Source organism: Anoxybacillus tengchongensis (assembly GCF_014201585.1).
Lineage (GTDB): Bacteria > Bacillota > Bacilli > Bacillales > Anoxybacillaceae > Anoxybacillus > Anoxybacillus tengchongensis.
In genome coordinates this window covers 60,090-80,470 of the sequence record NZ_JACHES010000009.1, presented here as the reverse complement: position 1 = coordinate 80,470, position 20,381 = coordinate 60,090, and the positions used below count along the sequence as shown (strand labels likewise).

At 43.9% G+C, this 20,381-nt stretch carries 16 protein-coding genes, 1 pseudogene and 1 CRISPR repeat array (1 of these 18 only partly in view); of the genes and pseudogenes, 6 read left to right on the top strand and 11 right to left on the bottom strand.

All coding sequences use genetic code 11. The features are described from left to right. Window positions 1-24: 24 nt before the first annotated feature. Window positions 25-1,041, bottom strand: coding sequence for a substrate-binding domain-containing protein (locus tag HNQ82_RS10630; RefSeq protein ID WP_183249476.1), 1,017 nt, complete (start codon window positions 1,039-1,041; stop codon window positions 25-27). Between the two features lie 173 nt (window positions 1,042-1,214). Here HNQ82_RS10630 and HNQ82_RS10625 point away from each other — a divergent pair, with 173 nt between their 5' ends. The 4 genes from HNQ82_RS10625 to HNQ82_RS10610 all read left to right on the top strand — a co-directional run bounded on the left by HNQ82_RS10625 (window position 1,215) and on the right by HNQ82_RS10610 (window position 7,011). After that, on the top strand, window positions 1,215-2,981 hold the full coding sequence (locus HNQ82_RS10625) for a methyl-accepting chemotaxis protein (protein ID WP_183249475.1): 1,767 nt from the start codon (window positions 1,215-1,217) through the stop codon (window positions 2,979-2,981). 75 nt (window positions 2,982-3,056) lie between these two features. Then, entirely contained in the window at window positions 3,057-4,160 is a 1,104-nt protein-coding gene (locus HNQ82_RS10620; RefSeq protein ID WP_183249473.1) for a CdaR family transcriptional regulator, read from the top strand. Between the two features lie 95 nt (window positions 4,161-4,255). Further along, window positions 4,256-5,668, top strand: coding sequence for a glycolate oxidase subunit GlcD (gene glcD / locus HNQ82_RS10615; RefSeq protein WP_183249471.1), 1,413 nt, complete (start codon window positions 4,256-4,258; stop codon window positions 5,666-5,668). Further along, on the top strand, window positions 5,665-7,011 hold the full coding sequence (locus tag HNQ82_RS10610; protein WP_183249468.1) for a (Fe-S)-binding protein: 1,347 nt from the start codon (window positions 5,665-5,667) through the stop codon (window positions 7,009-7,011). The genes glcD and HNQ82_RS10610 overlap by 4 nt, the downstream gene beginning before the upstream one ends. 11 nt (window positions 7,012-7,022) lie before the next feature. On the opposite strand, the gene HNQ82_RS10605 is transcribed toward HNQ82_RS10610, so the two are convergent. The 5 genes and pseudogenes from HNQ82_RS10605 to HNQ82_RS10585 all read right to left on the bottom strand — a co-directional run bounded on the left by HNQ82_RS10605 (window position 7,023) and on the right by HNQ82_RS10585 (window position 12,285). Further along, a complete protein-coding gene (locus HNQ82_RS10605; RefSeq protein ID WP_246349000.1) occupies window positions 7,023-7,841 on the bottom strand; it encodes a DnaD domain-containing protein in 819 nt (272 codons plus the stop codon). Between the two features lie 87 nt (window positions 7,842-7,928). Next, window positions 7,929-8,432, bottom strand: a complete 504-nt coding sequence (locus tag HNQ82_RS10600) for a ferritin (protein ID WP_055440342.1) — start codon at window positions 8,430-8,432, stop codon at window positions 7,929-7,931. Window positions 8,433-8,489: 57 nt separating this feature from the next. Then, window positions 8,490-9,439, bottom strand: a pseudogene (locus HNQ82_RS10595) (TerC family protein). An 84-nt stretch (window positions 9,440-9,523) separates the two neighbouring features. Next, window positions 9,524-10,936: a branched-chain amino acid transporter BcaP gene (gene bcaP, locus HNQ82_RS10590; protein ID WP_183249462.1), complete on the bottom strand. Its 1,413-nt coding sequence runs from the start codon at window positions 10,934-10,936 to the stop codon at window positions 9,524-9,526. A gap of 92 nt (window positions 10,937-11,028) precedes the next feature. Beyond that, a complete protein-coding gene (locus tag HNQ82_RS10585) occupies window positions 11,029-12,285 on the bottom strand; it encodes a sensor histidine kinase (RefSeq protein ID WP_183249459.1) in 1,257 nt (418 codons plus the stop codon). Between the two features lie 135 nt (window positions 12,286-12,420). Here HNQ82_RS10585 and HNQ82_RS10580 point away from each other — a divergent pair, with 135 nt between their 5' ends. Then, window positions 12,421-13,587 (top strand): MFS transporter, encoded by a 1,167-nt coding sequence (locus tag HNQ82_RS10580; RefSeq protein WP_183249457.1) that lies wholly within the window; start codon window positions 12,421-12,423, stop codon window positions 13,585-13,587. 9 nt (window positions 13,588-13,596) lie between these two features. Here HNQ82_RS10580 and HNQ82_RS10575 read toward each other — a convergent pair whose 3' ends face one another. From HNQ82_RS10575 to HNQ82_RS10555, 5 genes are all read right to left on the bottom strand, one after another. Beyond that, window positions 13,597-14,598: a glycosyltransferase family 2 protein gene (locus HNQ82_RS10575; RefSeq protein ID WP_032100658.1), complete on the bottom strand. Its 1,002-nt coding sequence runs from the start codon at window positions 14,596-14,598 to the stop codon at window positions 13,597-13,599. After that, window positions 14,595-16,250 carry a DUF6044 family protein gene (locus HNQ82_RS10570; protein ID WP_246348998.1) on the bottom strand — a complete coding sequence of 552 codons (1,656 nt, stop codon included), beginning with the start codon at window positions 16,248-16,250 and terminating at the stop codon, window positions 14,595-14,597. The genes HNQ82_RS10575 and HNQ82_RS10570 overlap by 4 nt, the downstream gene beginning before the upstream one ends. A 64-nt stretch (window positions 16,251-16,314) precedes the next feature. Further along, window positions 16,315-17,055 (bottom strand): HipA family kinase, encoded by a 741-nt coding sequence (locus HNQ82_RS10565; protein ID WP_183249453.1) that lies wholly within the window; start codon window positions 17,053-17,055, stop codon window positions 16,315-16,317. After that, on the bottom strand, window positions 17,052-18,113 hold the full coding sequence (locus HNQ82_RS10560) for a glycosyltransferase (protein WP_183249451.1): 1,062 nt from the start codon (window positions 18,111-18,113) through the stop codon (window positions 17,052-17,054). Before HNQ82_RS10560 ends, HNQ82_RS10565 begins: the two co-directional genes overlap by 4 nt. A 382-nt stretch (window positions 18,114-18,495) precedes the next feature. Beyond that, window positions 18,496-19,065, bottom strand: a complete 570-nt coding sequence (locus tag HNQ82_RS10555) for a class I SAM-dependent methyltransferase (protein WP_183249449.1) — start codon at window positions 19,063-19,065, stop codon at window positions 18,496-18,498. Between the two features lie 169 nt (window positions 19,066-19,234). On the opposite strand from HNQ82_RS10555, the gene HNQ82_RS10550 reads away from it, so the two are divergent. Further along, window positions 19,235-19,870 (top strand): FMN-dependent NADH-azoreductase, encoded by a 636-nt coding sequence (locus HNQ82_RS10550; protein WP_183249447.1) that lies wholly within the window; start codon window positions 19,235-19,237, stop codon window positions 19,868-19,870. A gap of 111 nt (window positions 19,871-19,981) precedes the next feature. Further along, a CRISPR array of direct repeats spans window positions 19,982-20,381; the repeat unit is 30 nt; unit sequence GTTTCAATTCCTCATAGGTACGATACAAAC; it runs 645 nt beyond the window's last position.

The following is a 20,381-nucleotide window of genomic DNA, read 5'->3' as shown; positions in this document are numbered from 1 at the left end:
CGGATTTTGTGTATGAAAAAAGGGCTACCCTTTTTTCACTTCTGCCGTTGACTCGCGCACGACAAGTTGCGTCCGCAACGTCACGACTTTCGCTTCATTTCCTTCGAGCATATCAATGAGCATGCTCGCTGCTTCATAGCCCATTTGAAATTTATTTTGCGCAATCGTTGTTAGCGCTGGGGAGACGTATGAAGCAAGCAAAATGTCATCATATCCAACGACCGACACATCTTCAGGTACGCGCAAGCCAAGCTGTTTGAGCGCCTTCATCACGCCAAGCGCCATTAAATCGCTCGCGCAAAACATCGCGGTAATGTTTTCATGTTTCGTAAACAGCTCATACGCTCGCGCTTCCGCCATCTCCTCGGAAAAATCGCCGTTTACAATCCATTCTTTTCGAATCGGCACGTTCGCTTCTTGCATCGCCTCACAAAACCCTTGCAGACGCTGTTTACTCACAAATGCGTAATCGTGTCCGTTCATCATCGCAATGTTACGATGACCAAGTTCAAGCAAATGTTGCACCGCTTTTTTTGCCCCGTACACGTTATCGGTCGTCACATAGCCGACGCGATCCGACTGAATCGGAATGTCGATTAATACGCACGGAATGTCGCTTTCAACGACTTCTGTTAAATACGGATCATCCGTTTTAATGCCTTGTAAAATGACGCCGTCGACGCGCCGTTCGCGACATAATTGCGAATATGTTTTTTCTCGTTGTTTCGTCGAATTTGTATTAAACAAAATGACGTCATAGTCTGTTTTCGCAATATAATCGTTGACGCCTGTCATCACTTCAAACGTAAAGTTATCTTTTAACGCCGAACGCGTCATGCCTGAAACGAGTAGCCCAATCGTTTTCGATTTATTCATGACAAGGCTTCGCGCCAGCGTATTTGGACTGTAATTTAATTGCTTCGCGATATCCATAATTTTTTTGCGCGTCTTTTCACTGACGTCCGAATAACCGTTTAACGCGCGCGAAACGGTCGTGACCGATACGCCAGCTGCTTTCGCAATATCTTTAATCGTTGTCACTTTCATTTCCTCCAAAACGTTTCGGATTCCTTGTTGATTTGAATTGTAAACGAACTTGAAACCGATTGCAACAAAAAATTTGTGACAAAATTCGTGGCATTTTGTCCAAAAATCCTCTCCCTTCTTTGCGATCGGTCGTGCTATAATGAGAAAAAAGCAAAGGAGGCTTCACGATGAACGGACGTTGGACAAATCGTTTTCAGAAAAAAACGAAAACGGCGCAATCGAAACAAACGATGACGATCGGGAAAAAATATGGGATCGTTTTCAGCTTTGCTACGCTTTTGTTTGTCAGCGTTTTCATTTTTGTCTTTTTACTCGTCAATAACTTAACAAACGTCGTCAAACAAGTCGAACAAAAAAGCGACCATGCCATTTTAATTACCGACGTTAGCGCACTGTTTAAGCAAAAATATATCGTCATTACTGACTATATGACAAATCCGCGTCCAGAGACGCTTTGGCAATACAACGACTTAACCGATCAATTTAATAAGAAAATGAAACAGCTTGAGCCACATATGAACACAGAAGAAGCAAAAACGATTTACAATTCAACCATTTCGATTGAAAATCAACTGAACGAACTGCTTTATAAAACCATTCAACCGATCGTGCTCATGTATCGTGATCGCGGCGAACAAATCGACATTTTCCAAGTGATTAGTTTTCAAAATAAAGCGGCAACGATTCGCGATATGAGCATCGAAAAGCTTGATCTATTAAGAAAAATCGTCGTAGATGATCGATCGACATTAACGACGAAAATGAACGACACCATTGCGAAAAATATTTTCATGATGATTGCGACCGTCATTGTTGCGATCGTTTTATCCGTCATCTCCTTAATCGTTGTCAGCCGAAAAATAAGCAAACGATTGAAGCAAGTCGTCGACGTTTGCCATGAGCTCGCACGCGGCAACTTACGCGTCCAACGGTTAACGGATACAGAAACCGATGAAGTCGGACAAATTGCGAAAGCGATGAATGAATTAGCGGACGGGCTTGAACAATCGATCGCCCAAATTCAAGCGGCTGCAACACACGTCAACGACATGTCGCAAACGTTGCGACTGAACGCCGAAGCAACGACGGAGGCGAACGAACAAATTACGCAAGCTATTCTCGAAGTCGCTTCCGGCGCAGATGAGCAAGTGAATGTATCGAAACAAACGAACGAAGCAGTGCATGACGTATCTGATGCGTTAACGACTGTCATGGAAAAAGTATCTGAAACAGCCAAACGAACAAACGAAACAACGAAGCGCGTCCATGAAGGTACGGAACTAGTAGAGCAAACGGTTGCGCAAATGAAGCTCATTCGTGAACAAATTGAACGTCTGGCTATCGTCATTGAATCACTCAACGATAAGTCAAAAGAAATTCATCAAATTGTCGGCTTTATTACGAACATTTCCGATCAAACGAATTTGCTTGCGTTAAATGCCGCAATTGAAGCCGCACGAGCAGGCGAACATGGCAAAGGATTTGGGGTCGTCGCTGAAGAAGTGCGAAAACTAGCTGAACAAACCGCACATGCGGCAGGAAACATTCGCAAACTGGCTGAGCAGTCGCAAACACAAACCGAACATGCCGTACATGTGATGAACGAAAGTAGCGAATCGTTCCAATTTGGTCATTCGCTCGTCGAACAAGTCGGAAACATTTTCCGTTCGATTTCTACCCATATGGCACGCGTCCAATCAGAAAGTAATACAGTACATGATACGATTCGTGCTGTAGATGAAAAAGTAAAAACGATGACCGCATTTGCTGATCAAATTATTGACATTTCATCACAATCAGCAAGAAATATTGAACAAGTGGCCGCAACGACGGAAGAACAAAACGCAACGATGCAAGAATTGCTCGCTTCTTCCCAAGAGCTCGCAAGCACCGCCGAACAACTTCGCCAAGCGGTCGCACGTTTTCATATGTAACTCGGATAACCGTCCTTCTTTGCAAGCAAAAAGGACGGTTGCTTTTTTAGTTTAGTTGCGAAAGGGAGTGAATACATGCTTTCCCCTCACCTTGCGAAAAAAATTGTATCTGACGTCCGCCGCCTCATTGATGAAGACATTATTATCGTCGATACGAACGGCATCATTATGGCAAGCACCGATACAACGCGACTCGGTCAATTTCATGAAGGGGCGTTTCTCGTCTGTCAAGAAAAGAAAAAACGCATCATTACAAAGCAAGATGAAAACATATTGCGAGGCGTGAAAGCTGGCATTAACTTGCCGATCTTTTTTCGCGGTGACGTCATCGGCGTCATCGGCATTACAGGCGATCCGAAAAAAGTGTCGCCATACGGAGAACTGTTAAAAAAAATGACTGAACTTCTCATTCAAGAAAACTATTATACAGAGCAGCTTCAACTCGAAGCACGCGCGCTTGAAACGTTCGTTTTTGAATGGCTGCAAGCGCGCGACTGGTCGCCATCATTTTACGAACGCGCTCAACTGTTTCATATCGATTTGACGATGAAGCGCCGCGTAATTATCGCTTCATTTCATGAAAACGAACCATCGCTTTCTGTTGATATGTGGAAATACGTACAAAACATGTGGAACGAACAACGTGACATCATCGTCCGTTGGGGAAACGACCGCTTACTTATTTTACAAACGGATGAAGATAAAGAACGAACGACCGCAAAAATAAAAACGGTGCAACGAGCGCTCATCGAAAAATACGCTGTAACGCTTTATATCGGATGCGGAAAAATGGTAGATAGTAAACACGTGCATCATTCGTATAAACAAGCGGAACGCGCTCTTCATATTGCGAAACAAACAAAAAAGATCGTCTTTGATGAAGATTTACGATTAGAGATGTGTTTAGAAGACATTTCACTCGCAACAAAACGAGAGCTCGTGAAACGAACGATTGAACCGTTCATGCATGAACAAGAACTGCTTCATACGTTGCGCACGTTTTTCGCCAACAACTTATCGCTCAAACAAACCGCTGAAGCGCTTCATATTCATATTAATACGCTTCATTATCGGCTGAAAAAAATAGAGCAATATACAAATTTACACGTGCGCAACCTTGAACATATCATCACCTTATATTTAGCCATTCGTTTTTTAGATGAAACAACAAAAAAATAATGAGTAAGCGCTTCATTTTTATATATTTATCCATAGCGGGCTCCCCCGCTTTTTTTTATGCTTATAGTAAAAACGGGAGAAAGAAGGTCGATGATATGATCACCGAACAAGTAAAACGACAGCTCATTGACATTGTCGGTGCCGAAAACTATGACGATTCGAAAGCCGGACGGCTCGTTTACTCATATGACGCTACCCCAAACTTTCAATCGCTTCCTGATGCGGTCATCGCGCCGCGCCATACGAAAGAAGTGAGTGAAATCGTAAAAATTTGTAACGAACATCGCATTCCGATCATCCCGCGCGGCTCAGGCACGAACCTTTGCGCCGGCACGTGCCCAACGGAAGGCGGCATCGTGATGTTGTTTAAACATATGAATCGCATTTTAGAAATTGATGAAGAAAACTTAACGGTAACCGTTCAGCCGGGCGTCATTACGCTTGACCTTATTCACGCTGTTGAAGCAAAAGGGCTGTTTTACCCGCCTGATCCAAGCTCGATGAAAATTTCAACGATCGGTGGCAACATTAATGAAAACTCCGGCGGTTTGCGCGGCTTAAAATATGGGGTGACACGCGATTACGTCATGGGGCTTGAAGTCGTGCTCGCCAATGGTGACGTCATTCGCACGGGCGGAAAGCTCGCAAAAGACGTCGCCGGTTACGACTTAACGCGCCTTTTTGTCGGCTCGGAAGGTACGCTCGGCATTATTACAGAAGCGACGTTAAAGCTCATTCCGATGCCCGAGACGAAAAAAACGATGCTTGCGCTATACGAAGATTTAGAAGCAGCAGCACGTTCCGTTTCGGCGATTATCGCCAATAAAATCATCCCGACGACGCTTGAATTTTTAGACCAACCGACGCTACAAGTCGTTGAATCGTTCGTCAACATCGGCTTACCGACAGACGTCAAAGCCGTTTTACTGATCGAACAAGATGGACCAAAAGAAGTCGTCGAACGCGATATGGAAGCGATGGCGCGCATTTGCCGAGAGGAAAACGCCATTTCTGTCCAAGTGGCGCAAACGGAAGAAGAAGCAAACAACTTGCGCACCGCAAGACGCTCGGCGTTATCAGCGCTCGCCCGTTTAAAACCGACGACGATTTTAGAAGACGCGACCGTCCCACGTTCACAAATTGCGAATATGGTAAAAGCGATTAACGACATCGCGAAAACATATAACGTCAACATTTGTACGTTCGGTCATGCAGGAGATGGCAACCTTCATCCGACATGTCCGACGGATGTGCGCGACAAAGACGAACTACATCGCGTCGAGCAAGCGTTTGAAGACATATTCGCGAAAGCCATTGAACTTGGTGGTACGATTACAGGCGAACATGGCGTCGGCGTCATGAAAGCGCCGTATTTAGAATGGAAGCTTGGCAAAGAAGGCATTGCGGCGATGAAGGCGATTAAACAAGCGCTTGACCCGAACAACATTATGAATCCGGGGAAAGTGTTCGCGAAAAGTACGCGCAAACGGGTGGTGATTACACGATGACAAACAAACCGCATATCCAACAACAATTTCAAGCGCGCATGAATGAAGACGAGCTATTAAATTGTATGCGTTGCGGCTTTTGTTTGCCGACATGTCCGACGTACATTGAATCCGGCTTTCAAGAGTCGCATTCGCCACGCGGGCGCATTGCGTTAATGAAAGCGGTCGTCGACGGACTGATTGAACCGGATGAAGATGTCGAACGTTCCCTTCAACTATGTCTTGGCTGCCGCGCCTGTGAATCGGTTTGCCCTTCTGGCGTGCGCTACGGTCATTTGCTTGAAGAAGCGCGCGACATTATCGCACAACATAAAACGTACTCGCCCATCGTCCGTTTCATTCGCCATATCGTATTTAAACAGCTTTTTCCACATCCAAAGCGGATGCGCATGGTGACGGCACTGATCGGCTTTTATCAACGTTCAGGCTTGCAGACGCTCGTTCGTAAACTCGGCTTGTTGCGCCTATTGCCAAGCCATTTAGCGACGATGGAAAACGTATTACCGAACGTGCCAACGTGGAAACAAATGAACGAACGTCCGACGCATGTTGAGTCACTCATTCCTCGCAAGCGACGCGTTGCCTTTTTTCGCGGTTGTTTAATGGATACGATGTTTATGGACATAAACGATGCGACGATGAAACTGCTACAGCTTGTCGGCTGCGACATTGTCATTCCTGAAACGCAAACGTGTTGCGGGGCGCTTCATGGGCATAGCGGTGAAAAAGCGGACGCAAAAACTTTAGCAAAACGCAATATTGAAGCGTTTGAAACACTTGATGTCGATTACATTATCACAAACGCTGGCGGCTGCGGCGCGTTTTTAATCGAATATGACCATTTGTTAAAAGACGATCCCGTTTGGGCGGAGCGCGCAAAAGCGTTTGTCGCTAAAATAAAAGACGTATCAGTCATTTTAGTCGAGCTCGGCTTTCATCATAAAGATTGGCACGCACCAAACCAAATTGTGACGTATCAAGACTCGTGCCATTTGCGCAACGTCATGAAAACAGCGAAAGAGCCCCGCCTTCTTCTTCAATCGATTGCAGGTGTCGAATTTCGCGAAATGAAAGATGCCGACCGATGTTGTGGGTCTGCAGGCATTTATAACATCATCGAGCCGGACATGTCGATGCAAGTGCTCGATTACAAAATGGAACAAGCAAAACAAACGAAAGCGACGACGATTGTAACCGCTAATCCGGGTTGCTTACTGCAAATGAAACTCGGCATTGAACGGGAAGGGCTCACAAACGTGCGCGCCGTTCATCTCGTTGAGTTGCTTTTAGAAGCCGTTGAAGCGACAACACAAATGGACGAACCGCTCAAACAAATCGGATAGGGTATGACGATTCATGCCCTTTTCTTTTTTAATCGTTCTTCTAACTCACGCCGCTTTTGTTCGAGCTCTGCTTCGCTATACGTTTTTCGTTCATATTGTGCATAGTCGATATGTAGCCATTCTGGAATCATCTCCGTTCGCACCGCTCGTTTTCCCTTATGTTTGAAACGCATATATTCGTTTTTCTTCCAGTTGCGTAAAATACCTTCCGCATATGTCCACGTTTTCACCCCGTTTTTTAATGCAGTCGCTAACGCTTCTAGCACCCATTCCTCTGACGTTTCATTGACCCATACCGCCATTTTTTCTTCGACATAACTATTTATCGTCCCAAATCCGTTTTGTTCATAAAAATAGATAATATGTTGTAACGTATCATCTGTTGTTATATTTGTTTGTCTGTTCATATTGCGATGTGCGTCTTGGCACGTTGACATGTGCGACACGTCATGTTGCATCGTCGTTTGTTTATGTTGCGCGTTCGTGTCATCATTTTGGCGCTCTTCTTCGCCATTCATGACGTTCGTTAGCACATCGTAGTCAATGCGATACCATTTTGTTTTATCAAGCTTTGATCGATAGCGCGAAACGACAATCCGCTTTTTCTCCAGTCGGACGATCGTGCGCCGAATCGTGCTTTCCGACCAAAACGGAAATTGTTTTCGCCATCCTTCGTACGTATTATATACCCATGTATATCCATCATACGTATGCGTACTTTTCCCGAGCCAGTAATGAAGCTGTTGTAAAAAAATACTTTCATTCAACCCAAGCTTTACAGCCACGGTCGGTAAAACAAATAATGGCTCATCACGAACTAACCATTTCATCTCCATCCCTCCTACATTCATCTATCGCTTCATGCGCGGGATTTGGTTAGGAGGGAAAAGAAAAAAGAGAATGCCGATGCATTCCCTTTACGGTTCTGGTGTAAATGTGCGTTGTGCCAGTTCGTTGTCAAGCATGAACAGCGAGTTGCTGTCGCCTTCGATGCGTTTTAGTTTTTGAATGAGCGTATCGAACAACGATTCTTCTTCGACTTGTTCGTCAATAAACCATTTTAAAAAGTTCATCGTCGCATGCTCGCGCTCGTCTAACGCTAAGTCAGATAGTTTATAAATGCGGCGCGTTACTTCTTTTTCATGGGCGAGCGCTTTTTCAAAGCAATCGCGAACGGACGTAAATTCGTTATTTGGCGACGGGAAACCGGTCATCACCGCTCGCTCACCAAGCGCGTTAATAAAGTTGTAAAACTTCATCGCATGGAACCGCTCTTCTTCCGCTTGGACTAAAAAGAAATTCGCAAAGCCATCCAAGCCTTCCGCCGAGCAATACGCGGCCATCGCCATATACGCATGCGCCGAATAAAATTCAAAATTCATTTGTTCATTTAGTCCATTTAACAATTTTTCACTTAACATCAATCATCATCTCCTCCTCCTCTCATTATAACAAAAAAAGGAGGAACGTGCCTCCTTTTACTCGTTTTGTGCTTTTTTCAGCGTCTCGACCGCTTCTTTTTGTTGTTGCGTTTCTTTTCCGGAGAAAAACCAACCGCCTGCGGCAATCGCTAAAAGCACGATCCAAAATGTCGCTTTCCAGAGCCCCGAATGCGCAAAATGTTCAGAGACGATCGCTAAACTTGGGTGCGCTAGCGTATATACGGCCAATTTCACACCGACCCAACCGACGATTAAAAACGCAGCCGATTCAAGACTCGGACGTTTTTGTAATATTTTAACGAACGCATTTGCTGCAAAACGCATAATGATAACACCAATCAGACCACCAGCAAAAATAACTAAAAACTTCCCGCCGTCCATGCCACCGATCGCTGGCAAGTTCGTGTTTGGCAACGTCATGGCTAAAGCAACAGCCGCTAAAATCGAGTCAATCGCAAACGCCAAATCAGCAAGCTCAACTTTCAATACCGTCATCCAAAAACCAGATTGTTTTTTCCCTTCTTTATGTGAACCGTCTCGATTTTTCGTCATAAAATGATGCGCAGCAATAAACATTAAATACAATGCACCGAGCGCTTGGATTTGCCAAATATTAACTAAATACGAAATGACGAATAGCGCCGCAAAGCGAAGAATAAACGCCCCAGCAAGCCCGTAAAAAAGCGCCCGCTTTTGTTGCTTTTCTGGTAAATGCTTCACCATGACTGCCATGACAACGGCGTTATCGGCAGCGAGAATCCCCTCTAAACCGATTAAAACGAGAAGCACCCAACCATACTCTAATAACAATGATACATCCATCGATAATCCCTCCTGTAATATGTAGTTTTCCCTCGCCCGTCGGCAAAAATCATAAAAACGCAAAAAAGACCTTTGCCGAACGGCAAAGGTCTCGCTAGACACAATGTTGTGCCAACAAAGCCGATGGACGAGGTCCATGAATTGACGACTTTGTTTTCAGGCATCGCCTGAACGCTACTCCCCTTTGTGAAGGAAAACGATGTTATTGTAACTTTATTATAAAAATATTACATCATCTTGTCAATCCTCTAGCTCACTTGTTTTTGCGCAATGTTTGCCTCATTTAATTTGCTATGTTTGCGACCGTACAAGAAGTAAATGACAAGACCAATCGCCAACCAGCCGCCGAAGCTTAACCATGTTGTCACCGGAAGTTGTAGCGCTAAATACACACAAAACGCCACAGCTAGCAAAGGAATGGTTGGTACAAACGGCACCATAAAGCTCCGTTTTAAATTCGGTTCTGTTTTACGTAAAATTAAAATCCCAATCGCAACAGTCGTAAACGCAAACAACGTGCCGATATTTGTTAAGTGAGCTAATTTATTTAACGGAATAACCCCGGCAAAAATAGAAACCGCAATCCCTGTCACCCATGAGTTGACAAGCGGTACTTGTTTTCGCTCGCTCACTTTCGCAAAAAGCGAAGGAAGCAAGCCGTCGCGGCTAATTGCGTAAAAGAGGCGCGTTTGCGCATAAAGCATCACGAGAAGCACCGTCGTAATCCCTGTAATCGCACCGAGTGAAATAAATCCTGCCACCCAATCTTGCTGAATATAATTTAACGCAAAAGCAACTGGATTTTTTACGCCTAATTGGTCATACGGCACAATGCCTGTTAAAATGAGCGACACCGCAATGTATAACAACGTACAAATCGCAAGCGATGCGATAATACCGATCGGCATATTCCGTTGCGGATTGCGCACTTCTTCTGCCGCTGTCGATACCGCATCAAACCCTAAATAAGCGAAAAACACTGTCGCAGCTCCTGCGGCAACACCTGAAAACCCAAACGGCATAAACGGCGTCCAGTTTTCTGGCTTCACATACCATACGCCAACCGCAATAAATAATAAAATCACAGCCACTTTAATGACGACCATGATTGCGTTAAAACGAGCGGATTTTCTCACGCCTTGCGTCAATAAAAACGTAATGAGCAACACAATAACGATCGCTGGTACGTCAATAAATGTGCCGTTCGCTGGATCGTATGCGCTTGTTAATGCCTTTGGTAGCTCAATGCCAAATCCTGCAAGCAATCCTTGAAAATAACCAGACCATCCAGCCGCAACTGCCGAAGCTGCCACCCCATATTCTAAAATTAAATCCCATCCGAGCATCCAAGCAATTAATTCCCCAAATGTCGCATAGCTGTACGTATACGCACTTCCCGATACGGGCACGCTTGAAGCAAATTCCGCATAACAAAGCGCCGCAAACACGCACGCCAATCCTGATAAAATAAACGAAAGGACAAGTGCTGGCCCCGCATGTTCAGCAGCCGCTACGCCTGTTAAAACGAAAATCCCTGTCCCGATAATCGCTCCGATGCCAAGCATCGTTAAATCAAATGCGCCTAACTCTTTTTTGAGCGCTGCCCCTTTTCCTGATTCGCTCATAAGCGCTTCAATCGACTTTCTCCTGAACAAACTCATCGTTGTAAACTCCCCTTACTTATGATGTTTATTTTATACTTTAACGCCCAAAATCGTTAAAGACAATAGTTTTTCACTATTTCGCAATATTTTTATTTTTCTAATAACAATGGAAAACTTACCGTTATTGTCGTTCCGCGCCCTTTTTCGCTTTTTATATTCCACGTGCCGTTCATCATTTCAATGATACGAATGGACACCATCGCTCCAAGACCTGTCCCTTTTTCTTTCGTGCTGAAATACGGTTCTCCGAAACGAGCAAGTTGCTCTTTCGTCATCCCTTCTCCTTCATCGCGCACAACGATCGTTGCAGCTTTTTCATCGACATGTACATCAACATACAATGCTCCACCGTTTTCCATCGCTTCAATTCCATTTTTTATTATATTTAAAAAACATTGGCGAAAATATTGAGCGTTACCAATTACGGTCGCTGGCGTAAGGGTTGCGACAATTTGTACTCCATGCATGTTCGCTAACGGACGCAACATATGGATGACTTTTTCTAATTCTTGCTGCACATGAAGCGGTTCTATTTTTTCTGGAAACGGCTTGGCGAACGTTAAATAATCGTCAATAATGGCGCAGGCGCGGTTTAATTCTTCAAGAGCGATATTCATATATTGCTCTTTTGCTTCTTCCGATATGTCTTTCGCTTTCATGAGCTGCATAAAACCTTTCACAACAGTAAGGGGATTGCGAATTTCATGGGAAATGCTTGCAGCAAGTTGGCTGACGACTTCCATTTTCTCCAGCTTGATCGCTTCCGAACGGATGAGCAACGCCTCCCGTAACGTTTCTATAATAAACACAACAAATAATACCGCAATGGGAGGAACGACAATAAAATCGACGATGTACGACTCTGTCACTTGAAAATCGGAAATGGCAATCGCCAATATCGTTGCCGCAATCGCAAGAATAAACGTCATTACCGCCGAAGCAACAAGCCTCTGTTTTCTTGTCAGCCGTTGAAACAACGGTGAAAACAAGCTACCGCATATACACATCATCACATATACTGCAACAGTAATAAACTGGTAGCCATACATCATAAAGCGAGCGATTAGTAAAACAAACAAAAGCGGCAAACTAACCGTCCATCCGCCATAAAACGTGCCAATGAGAAACGGAACTTGCCGTAAGTCGTGTACGCAATCAGGTGCGATGTAAATCGGATATGTCATACATAAAATCATTGGCACACTTAAACAGACGACAAGCAATAGGCGTTGATACACTTTTTTTTGTTTAAAAAACTGAACATATTCATACAAAAAAGAAAAGAAAAAAATGCTGACCAATATGTAAAACAAATTATTTAATATGTGTTGGTTTATATATGTCATTCTCCACTCTCCCACATCGTTTATCCATTTTTAGTTTTACGAAAACTTTTTCAGTTGTCAACGCATCGACATCTTTGAAAAATGATCACATTTCCATTATGATAAAAATGCAAACTACATAGTGGAGATGGTCATATGAACAATCGGCGTTATTTGCCGCTTTTATTTGTTGTGATGTTTTTAGTGATGATGGGGTTCGGCATTATTATTCCTGTTCTTCCGTTTTATGCAGAAAAAATTGGCGCCACCCCGACGCAACTCGGCTGGTTAATGGCCGTATATTCTTTCATGCAATTTTTATTTGCGCCCATGTGGGGCAAACTTTCTGATCGATATGGACGAAAACCGATGTTACTGATCGGTATTTTCGGTTTAGCGCTTTCGTTTTTCTTATTTGCCTTGGCGACAAAACTTTGGATGTTGTTTGCCGCTCGCATCATCGGAGGCTTTTTATCTGCCGCCACGATGCCAACAGCGATGGCATACGTTGCTGATGTGACGACAGAAGAAAATCGCGGCAAAGGAATGGGCATCATTGGGGCTGCTGTCGGACTTGGATTTATTTTCGGTCCAGCGATCGGCGGTGTGTTTTCGAAACACAGCTTAACCGTTCCGTTTTGGATCGCAGGCAGTTTAGCGCTCATAACTACCGTGTTCGTTTTCTTTTTCTTGCATGAGTCGCTGCCGAAAGAAAAGCGAGCAAATACGCAAACGACACGTCCATCGCTTATGTCTGCCTTGCAAAGCCCGCTCGCACGCCTATACGTATTACAATTGATTGTCACGTTTTCACTTGCCGGGCTTGAAGCGACGTTTGCTTATTTTGCCGCGAAACGTGCAGGGTTGTCTTCGACCGAACTCGGCTACATTTTTATGATCATGGGGCTTGCTGGTGCCATCGTTCAAGGAGGACTGCTCGGAAAGCTCATTCAATCGTTCGGGGAAGGAACGGTCATTCGCGCTGGACTATTTCTTTCAGCACTCGGCTTTTCGCTCATTTTATTCATCCATAACTTTTGGACGGCGGCACTTTATTTAACGATTTTCGGCATCGGTAACGGCGTCATTCGCCCGTGTGTATCCGCCTTATTAACGAAACATACGACCGATGGACAAGGAAGCGCCACAGGTATGTTATCGTCGTTCGATTCGCTCGGACGCATCGGTGGACCAGCGATTGCAGGCTGGCTGTTTACAGTTAAACCAAGCTTGCCGTATATGACAGGGATTATACTGACATTCGTTTCATTCGCTCTCTTCCAATCGTTTCAGCGAACAACGATGCAAAAAGGCTCCGCTTAATTCGGAGCCTTAACTTATGCCTTCTTCACTGACTTGTTCTTGTTCTGCCTGTCGCGCAATTATTGGCCAATTTAACAAATCCACATCGACGATATAGCGCGGCCGTTGTTTCGTTTCTTTATACACTTTCCCGACATACTCCCCAACTAACCCGATCGCAATGAGCTGCAATCCTCCGACAAGCCAAATCGACATCATTAGCGACGTCCAGCCTGTTTGTGTATGACCAGTCATTTTTAAAAATAACACATACATCGCAAACAATATGCTCACAAAAAACGAACAAAAGCCGAGAACGGAAACGAAGCGAATCGGCACCATACTAAACGATGTTAACCCGTCAAACGCAAAACGAATCATTTTCATGAACGGATATTTTGTCACGCCCGCTTTTCGCTCTTTTCGGTCATAATATACCGTCGTCGACGGAAAACCGAGGAGCGGCACTACCCCGCGCAAAAACATATTGACTTCACGAAACTGCGCTAACGCTTCAACTGCCCGTCGGCTCATGAGACGATAATCGGCATGATTATAAATCAGCTGCACACCGATACGATTCATCATACGATAAAACATTTCCGCCGTCCGCCGTTTCACATACGAATCGACATCGCGCTTTCTCCTTACGCCATAGACGATGTCGTATCCTTCTTGAAATTTACGCACAAACTCACGAACGACATATATATCATCTTGCAAATCGGCATCCATCGTCACAATACAGTCTGCCATTTGTTTGGCGGCAAACATGCCCGCTAACAGCGCATGTTGATGTCCTGCGTTTCCTGCTAGTTTCACTCCTTTCACTTCCTCATAACGTAAACATGCTTTATAAATGATCGACCACGTCCGATCGCGGCTTCCATCATCGACAAATACAATTTTACTTTCTGCTGAAATGAGCCCCTCTTCAACAAGTTGCCGTCTAAGTAAAAGCAACTGTTCGATCGTTTCAGGCAGCATGTCTTCCTCATTATAACAAGGTACAACGATCGCTAAAACGGTCATGTCGTTTTCCCCCTTTCGACTTCGTATAAATAAATCGTCCATGCCGATTCATCATGTTGAAACGTGCGCAACAGCTTTAATTGATTTTGTTTCGCATTGTCAATGGGCAAGGCGGAAAATATGTAGCGTCCTCCCATGTCGTACAATACGTCTGTATGAAGCTGTAAATGGCGAATGCGTTTGTTCGATTGTTTCGTAAACATATACTTTTTCCCAAGCTCAGCGACAAAAATGTAACAACGTCCACCCCATTCATCGAAATATTCCTTTAACTTTTTATTTTTGTTTAGCTCGCTCGCAATAATTTGGCGAAATTGATGTTTGTACGAAAGCGGATAAAAATTGTTGTACGTATCTAACGTGTAAAAGCCGTTATATTGCGCAATCGCTGGATGAATGCCAATGCTGACGACGCGATACGTATGTACAGGCTTTCCGATATATTGTTTCACATCGTCAAATTGCTTTTCCGCATAAAACGCCCGAAACGTCGGTTGATTGCGATATACGATTTGTTCGTGAAATAACATTGCCACAACGAGTTGAGCCGCGAGCGCAAATGAAACGATGCGCCGATCCCATGCGCGCCAAATGATACGAAGCGACAAAGCAAACAAGACGTAAATGACCATCGGGCGCAAAAAATGATAGCGCGCAAAATTAAATCGGTCTAAAAACGGAAACGCCTCTGTCGCAGGAAGCCATCCTTTATAAAACCAAAACGCATACCAAAGCGATAGCACAACATTCAAGACATGAAGTTGCCAAAATAACGTTTCGCGCCGCCACCATTTCCGTTTCCATACGATATATAGCGCAATACACGTCACAGGTAAAATAATGAGCGTATGAATCGTCATCACATGCGTATGACCGAAGATGTAGTTTTTAAATGTTAAACGAAGCGACCGCCAGAACGACAAACGTGCATGGAAATATTCGTCGCGACTCGTCGGTTCTGTCGCAAATAAAAACGAATGAACGAGCCGATATTCCACTGCCAAATAAAGTGCGGTCATATACACGAGTGCCAACAATAGGGGCACGTTCGGACGGCGACGCCACGCATCCATGAGCCAAAAGAAAAACATCGCGCTTAAAAAAAAGAAAAAGCCGAGCACAAAGCTAGAATAGAGGGGAAGAAGCGTCAGCACGACATAGTTTTTCCACGCACGATCACCCGCACGAATGTTCAGTAACGCCCATAACGCAAGGGGCATGCCGAGCGTGCTAAGCATCCCTGACGGCCAAAACGGCGTCAGCGCAAACGCAAGCGCCACTCCAACGCGAATCCACTCCGCCTCTTTTTCCTTTAATACGTGCGTTTTCAACAACAAATACATGCCGATAAATGCAAATATGCGCGTCAATAATTGACTGAGTCCGTATGCATAAACGGACGGAAAAAGCGCATGAAGCCACACGATGCCGCTAAACTCTGTTCCGTATGCGTTGCGCGGCAGTCCATTCATGACTTGTGGAATGGTCGCATCAATGGAGCCAAATAGCTCGCCGCTTCGTGCGAGCACACGATACCAAGCGATATTTGAATCCAAATTATCGTGCACACGCATATGCGCGTCTTCTCCAAGAAGAAAATACGGCAACGCATGCAAACAAACGATGATTATGCCAAATGCGAACAGTTTCATAACGCCCCTCCATTCGCTATTATTTTTTAACAATAGATGAAAAATATGCATAAAAAAACCTAAGCTATACAAGCTCAGGCCAAAGTTGTTTACAAAATTTACGTATGAGACGCGGAACGAGATGATCGCGCCGATAGACGAGCGTATGAACGAGCTGCTTTTTTTCTTCTTCCGTCATTGGCCAGTCTTCAGGCATATGTTTCATCATTTCTTCAATTAAAAGTGTCGGCATCGTTTGAATGACCGCAATCGCCTGTTCAAATTGTTGTATAGTTGTAAACGACGCCATTATGCGATGCATTTTGCTGTCTATGAGCGTTTGCGGCAATTGTTTCAGCTGTTCAACAGTCCACGCAAATGAGCCACATATATCCGCATGGTCGATAATCCATAACGTTTGATCCGCTCCGTTTTGTTCAATAATGACATTTTTTCGCGTCCGATCGCGATTGTACAACCAATAATCAAAAACGATGACACTTGCCAATTGTGAAGTATTTTTCATGTTTTGTATCGCGATTTCATGAGCGTTTTTCCCTTCAATATACGCGCTCGCAAATTGCGTTTTCGTTTTGATGACTGTCGTTTTGTCTGGAATAGGTAAAAGCGTAGGTGGTAAAGAAACGAGACGAGCATGTGGAACAGGAAGGTGCATATATTTTGCGATTTGATAAGCGAGCCATTCGTTCATGAGCGCTTTCGGTTTTGTTGTATCGTAACATTTGACGACATATCGCTTCCCATCATCAAATGTGACGAGATGAGAATTATGTTTATGAGCCGCAAACGTTCGTTCATACTTCATATTTGATCCCTCACAATATGATGTAATAAATCGACATACGTTTCAGCGCAACGTTCAATTGTAAATCGGTTGAGCACATGCGCCCGTCCTGCCTCACTCATATACGTATATTGTTGGTTGTCGTCAATAATTTCAACAATCGCGCGAACCGCCCCACGCGTATGGTGCTCGCGAAATAAATATCCTGTTTTTCCATGGACGATAATTTCTGGCATCGCCGATACACGTGGCGCAACGACAGGCACACCGCACGCCATCGCCTCAATAAATGTATTGCCAAACGATTCGACTTTCGTTGTCGCTAATAAACATCCACCCGATTGCCGAATTTTCGCATACATCTCAGGCATGTGTTGATACGGAACAACTGGAAACCATTTTACAAATGACGTCAGTTGCTTTTCCTTCCATTCTGCTTCAAACGTTTCTTTATCTACACTATGTTGTCCACCAATGACCCAACATTCGATATCATCGCGCTCTTTTTTCAATAGCGAGGCGATACGTAAAAATGCGCGCCAATTTTTCCGTCCATCTAACCGTCCGACGTATGCAATAATTTTTTTGTTCGGTACATCATCGCATGGAAACGGGCGAAAAAAAGATGCATCTAAACCGTTATAAATGACCGTAATCGGTGCGCGTTCATCGCTCAATATCGAGAGAAGACGTTTTTGATAAACAGACGGAACGATAAATTGACGCGGAGTAATCTTTTCCACTCCTTGCAAGTTTCGTTTCAACTTTAACAATTCCGGCGTGCGCGCTTCCACAATAATTGGTCCATTATACCCGACATCGCTTAACCAATCATACGCTTGATTTGTATCGACAACGATGATCGCGTCATATGATTTTCGTAATATGTCATATATGTCTTTTTTCTTTTTCACGATATAAACATTTGCGACATCTTCCATCATATGCATGCCACCGAGATCTTTCGTATATAAAAAGTCTGTCTGAATGCCATGTTGTTTAAAATATATCGCTCGATTACGCCATCCGGCATTCACACCGCCTACAGTCAACAACCGCCAAATGACTAAAATGTTCACCGCTCCTCCCCCCTTCCTCGTGTGCTCTTTTATTACTTTATGTGAAGTATGGAGAAAAGTTGATGACCGTTTCATCGGTCTTCCCTTATTGCTCATATGGGGAAGAGGATGGGTATTTCTACAAAAAAAGCTTATAAGAATGTGACTGACGATGTTGAGTAACCGATAATCAAACGGTAACAGCGACTATGCAAGCCATTTTACAAGCACTCGATGTCCCTCAATTAGCTGAAAAAACAGCGTAAGTACGCAGCACATTGCGCGAACAAATGGTGAAATAAAACGAGGATATGTATGAGAAAAACTAGGGATGCGTTCCCTAGTTTGTCGTTTTTATATACACACGCATCTCATTCACCTCTCGTAAAAATAAACATGGCCATTATTGACCATGTTTCACGACAATTCCATATACGCTTGGATGGAAATGAACGAGCTCAACGTGCGCAAACGTTGCTTTCATTTCATTAAGCAGTTGATGAGATGGAATGCGCTCATGAATCGGTGGACCCATTTCACTTTCAACCGCTTCCCATTCGATCAATATAAACGTACCGTCTGGCTTTATGATGCGAGCGATTTCTGCAAACGCCGCCTCGCGATCATCAATTTCATGAAGAACAAACGCCATCAATCCTTTATCAACCGATTGTGGAGGAAGCGTTGTTGCTGTCACATCGCCAACAATGTATGCCATATTTTCTACTTTTTCTCGTTCCGCATGTTGCTTCAGTAAATCGAGCATTTCTTGTTGCACATCAACCGCATATACCATTTTTGCCGCTTTGGCGATCGGCACAGTAAAATAGCCATTTCCTGCTCCTAAATCCGCCACGACATCATGTTCGCTTATATGCAATATGGAGATCACTTTTTCTGGCGCAATCAACTCCCGTCTTTTTGGATTCAACAACTTTTCCGCTTTCGAATGATGAAACCGATGTCCTGCCATTTCTCATCCATCCTTTTCTTTTTTATACCTATATGCGTATTTTACTCTTTTTTTCATTGTCTGTCATCTATTTAAAAAAGTTTTTAACTTTACAAAAGTAAGTAATATACTATATTATAGTTACAGTTGTTTCGTAATTTTTGAACTAGCTATGCGAGGAGGAAAAACAATGGCAAAAGTACTTTACATTACAGCCAATCCAAAACAAGAAGAACAATCATTTAGTTTATCCGTCGGCCGCGCGTTTTTAAACGCCTACAAACAACATCATCCAGAAGATGAAATCGTTGAATTGCACGTATATGATATGGACATTCCGTACATTGATGCCGATGTATTTAGCGGCTGGGGCAAACTGCAACAAGGACAAGCATTTGATCAACTAAGCAAAGACGAACAAACAAAAATTGCACGCATAAACGAGTTGTGCGAGCAATTTATAGAAGCTGACAAATATGTATTCGTCACACCGATGTGGAACTTTAGCTTCCCACCAAAACTGAAAGCATACATGGACACCCTTTGTCTTGCAGGAAAAACGTTCAAATATACAGAAGAAGGCTCTGTCGGGTTATTACAAGGGAAAAAAGCAATTCACATTCAAGCACGCGGCGGCATTTACTCCGAAGGCCCAGCAAAAGAACTCGAATTTGGCGACCGTTATTTACGCGCTGTCCTCTCTTTCATCGGCATCACAGATGTCGAAACGATTGCCGTTGAAGGCATGAACGCTTTCCCAAACGAAGCAGAAGCCATTAAACAACAAGCCATCGAACGCGCCAAAGAAATCGCAAAACGGTTTTAGTTGTTTTCATACGATAAAAAAGTCAGCGCCGAACACGCTGACTTTTTTTTATTCCTTATAGGTAGATACAAACTATGGACGTTGGCATGAGTATGAGGTCTGGAGCGACCCGTTTCAATTCCTCATAGGTACGATACAAATGGGCGTTGGCACGAATACGATGTCTGGGCAGATCCGGTTTCAATTCCTCATAGGTACGATACAAACTAAAAACACTAGTTGCAGGAGGTGGCTCTCATGAATCGTTTCAATTCCTCATAGGTACGATACAAACTCAAATCGGCTGGACCGCATTACACGATATACGCAAGTAGGTTTCAATTCCTCATAGGTACGATACAAACAGTGTCTGGTTAAAAACAGATTAGTTATTAAGTTTTTAGTTTCAATTCCTCATAGGTACGATACAAACTAAAAACACTAGTTGCAGGAGGTGGCTCTCATGAATCGTTTCAATTCCTCATAGGTACGATACAAACACTACCTCCGCACCTAGTTCTCTTTTCGGCAC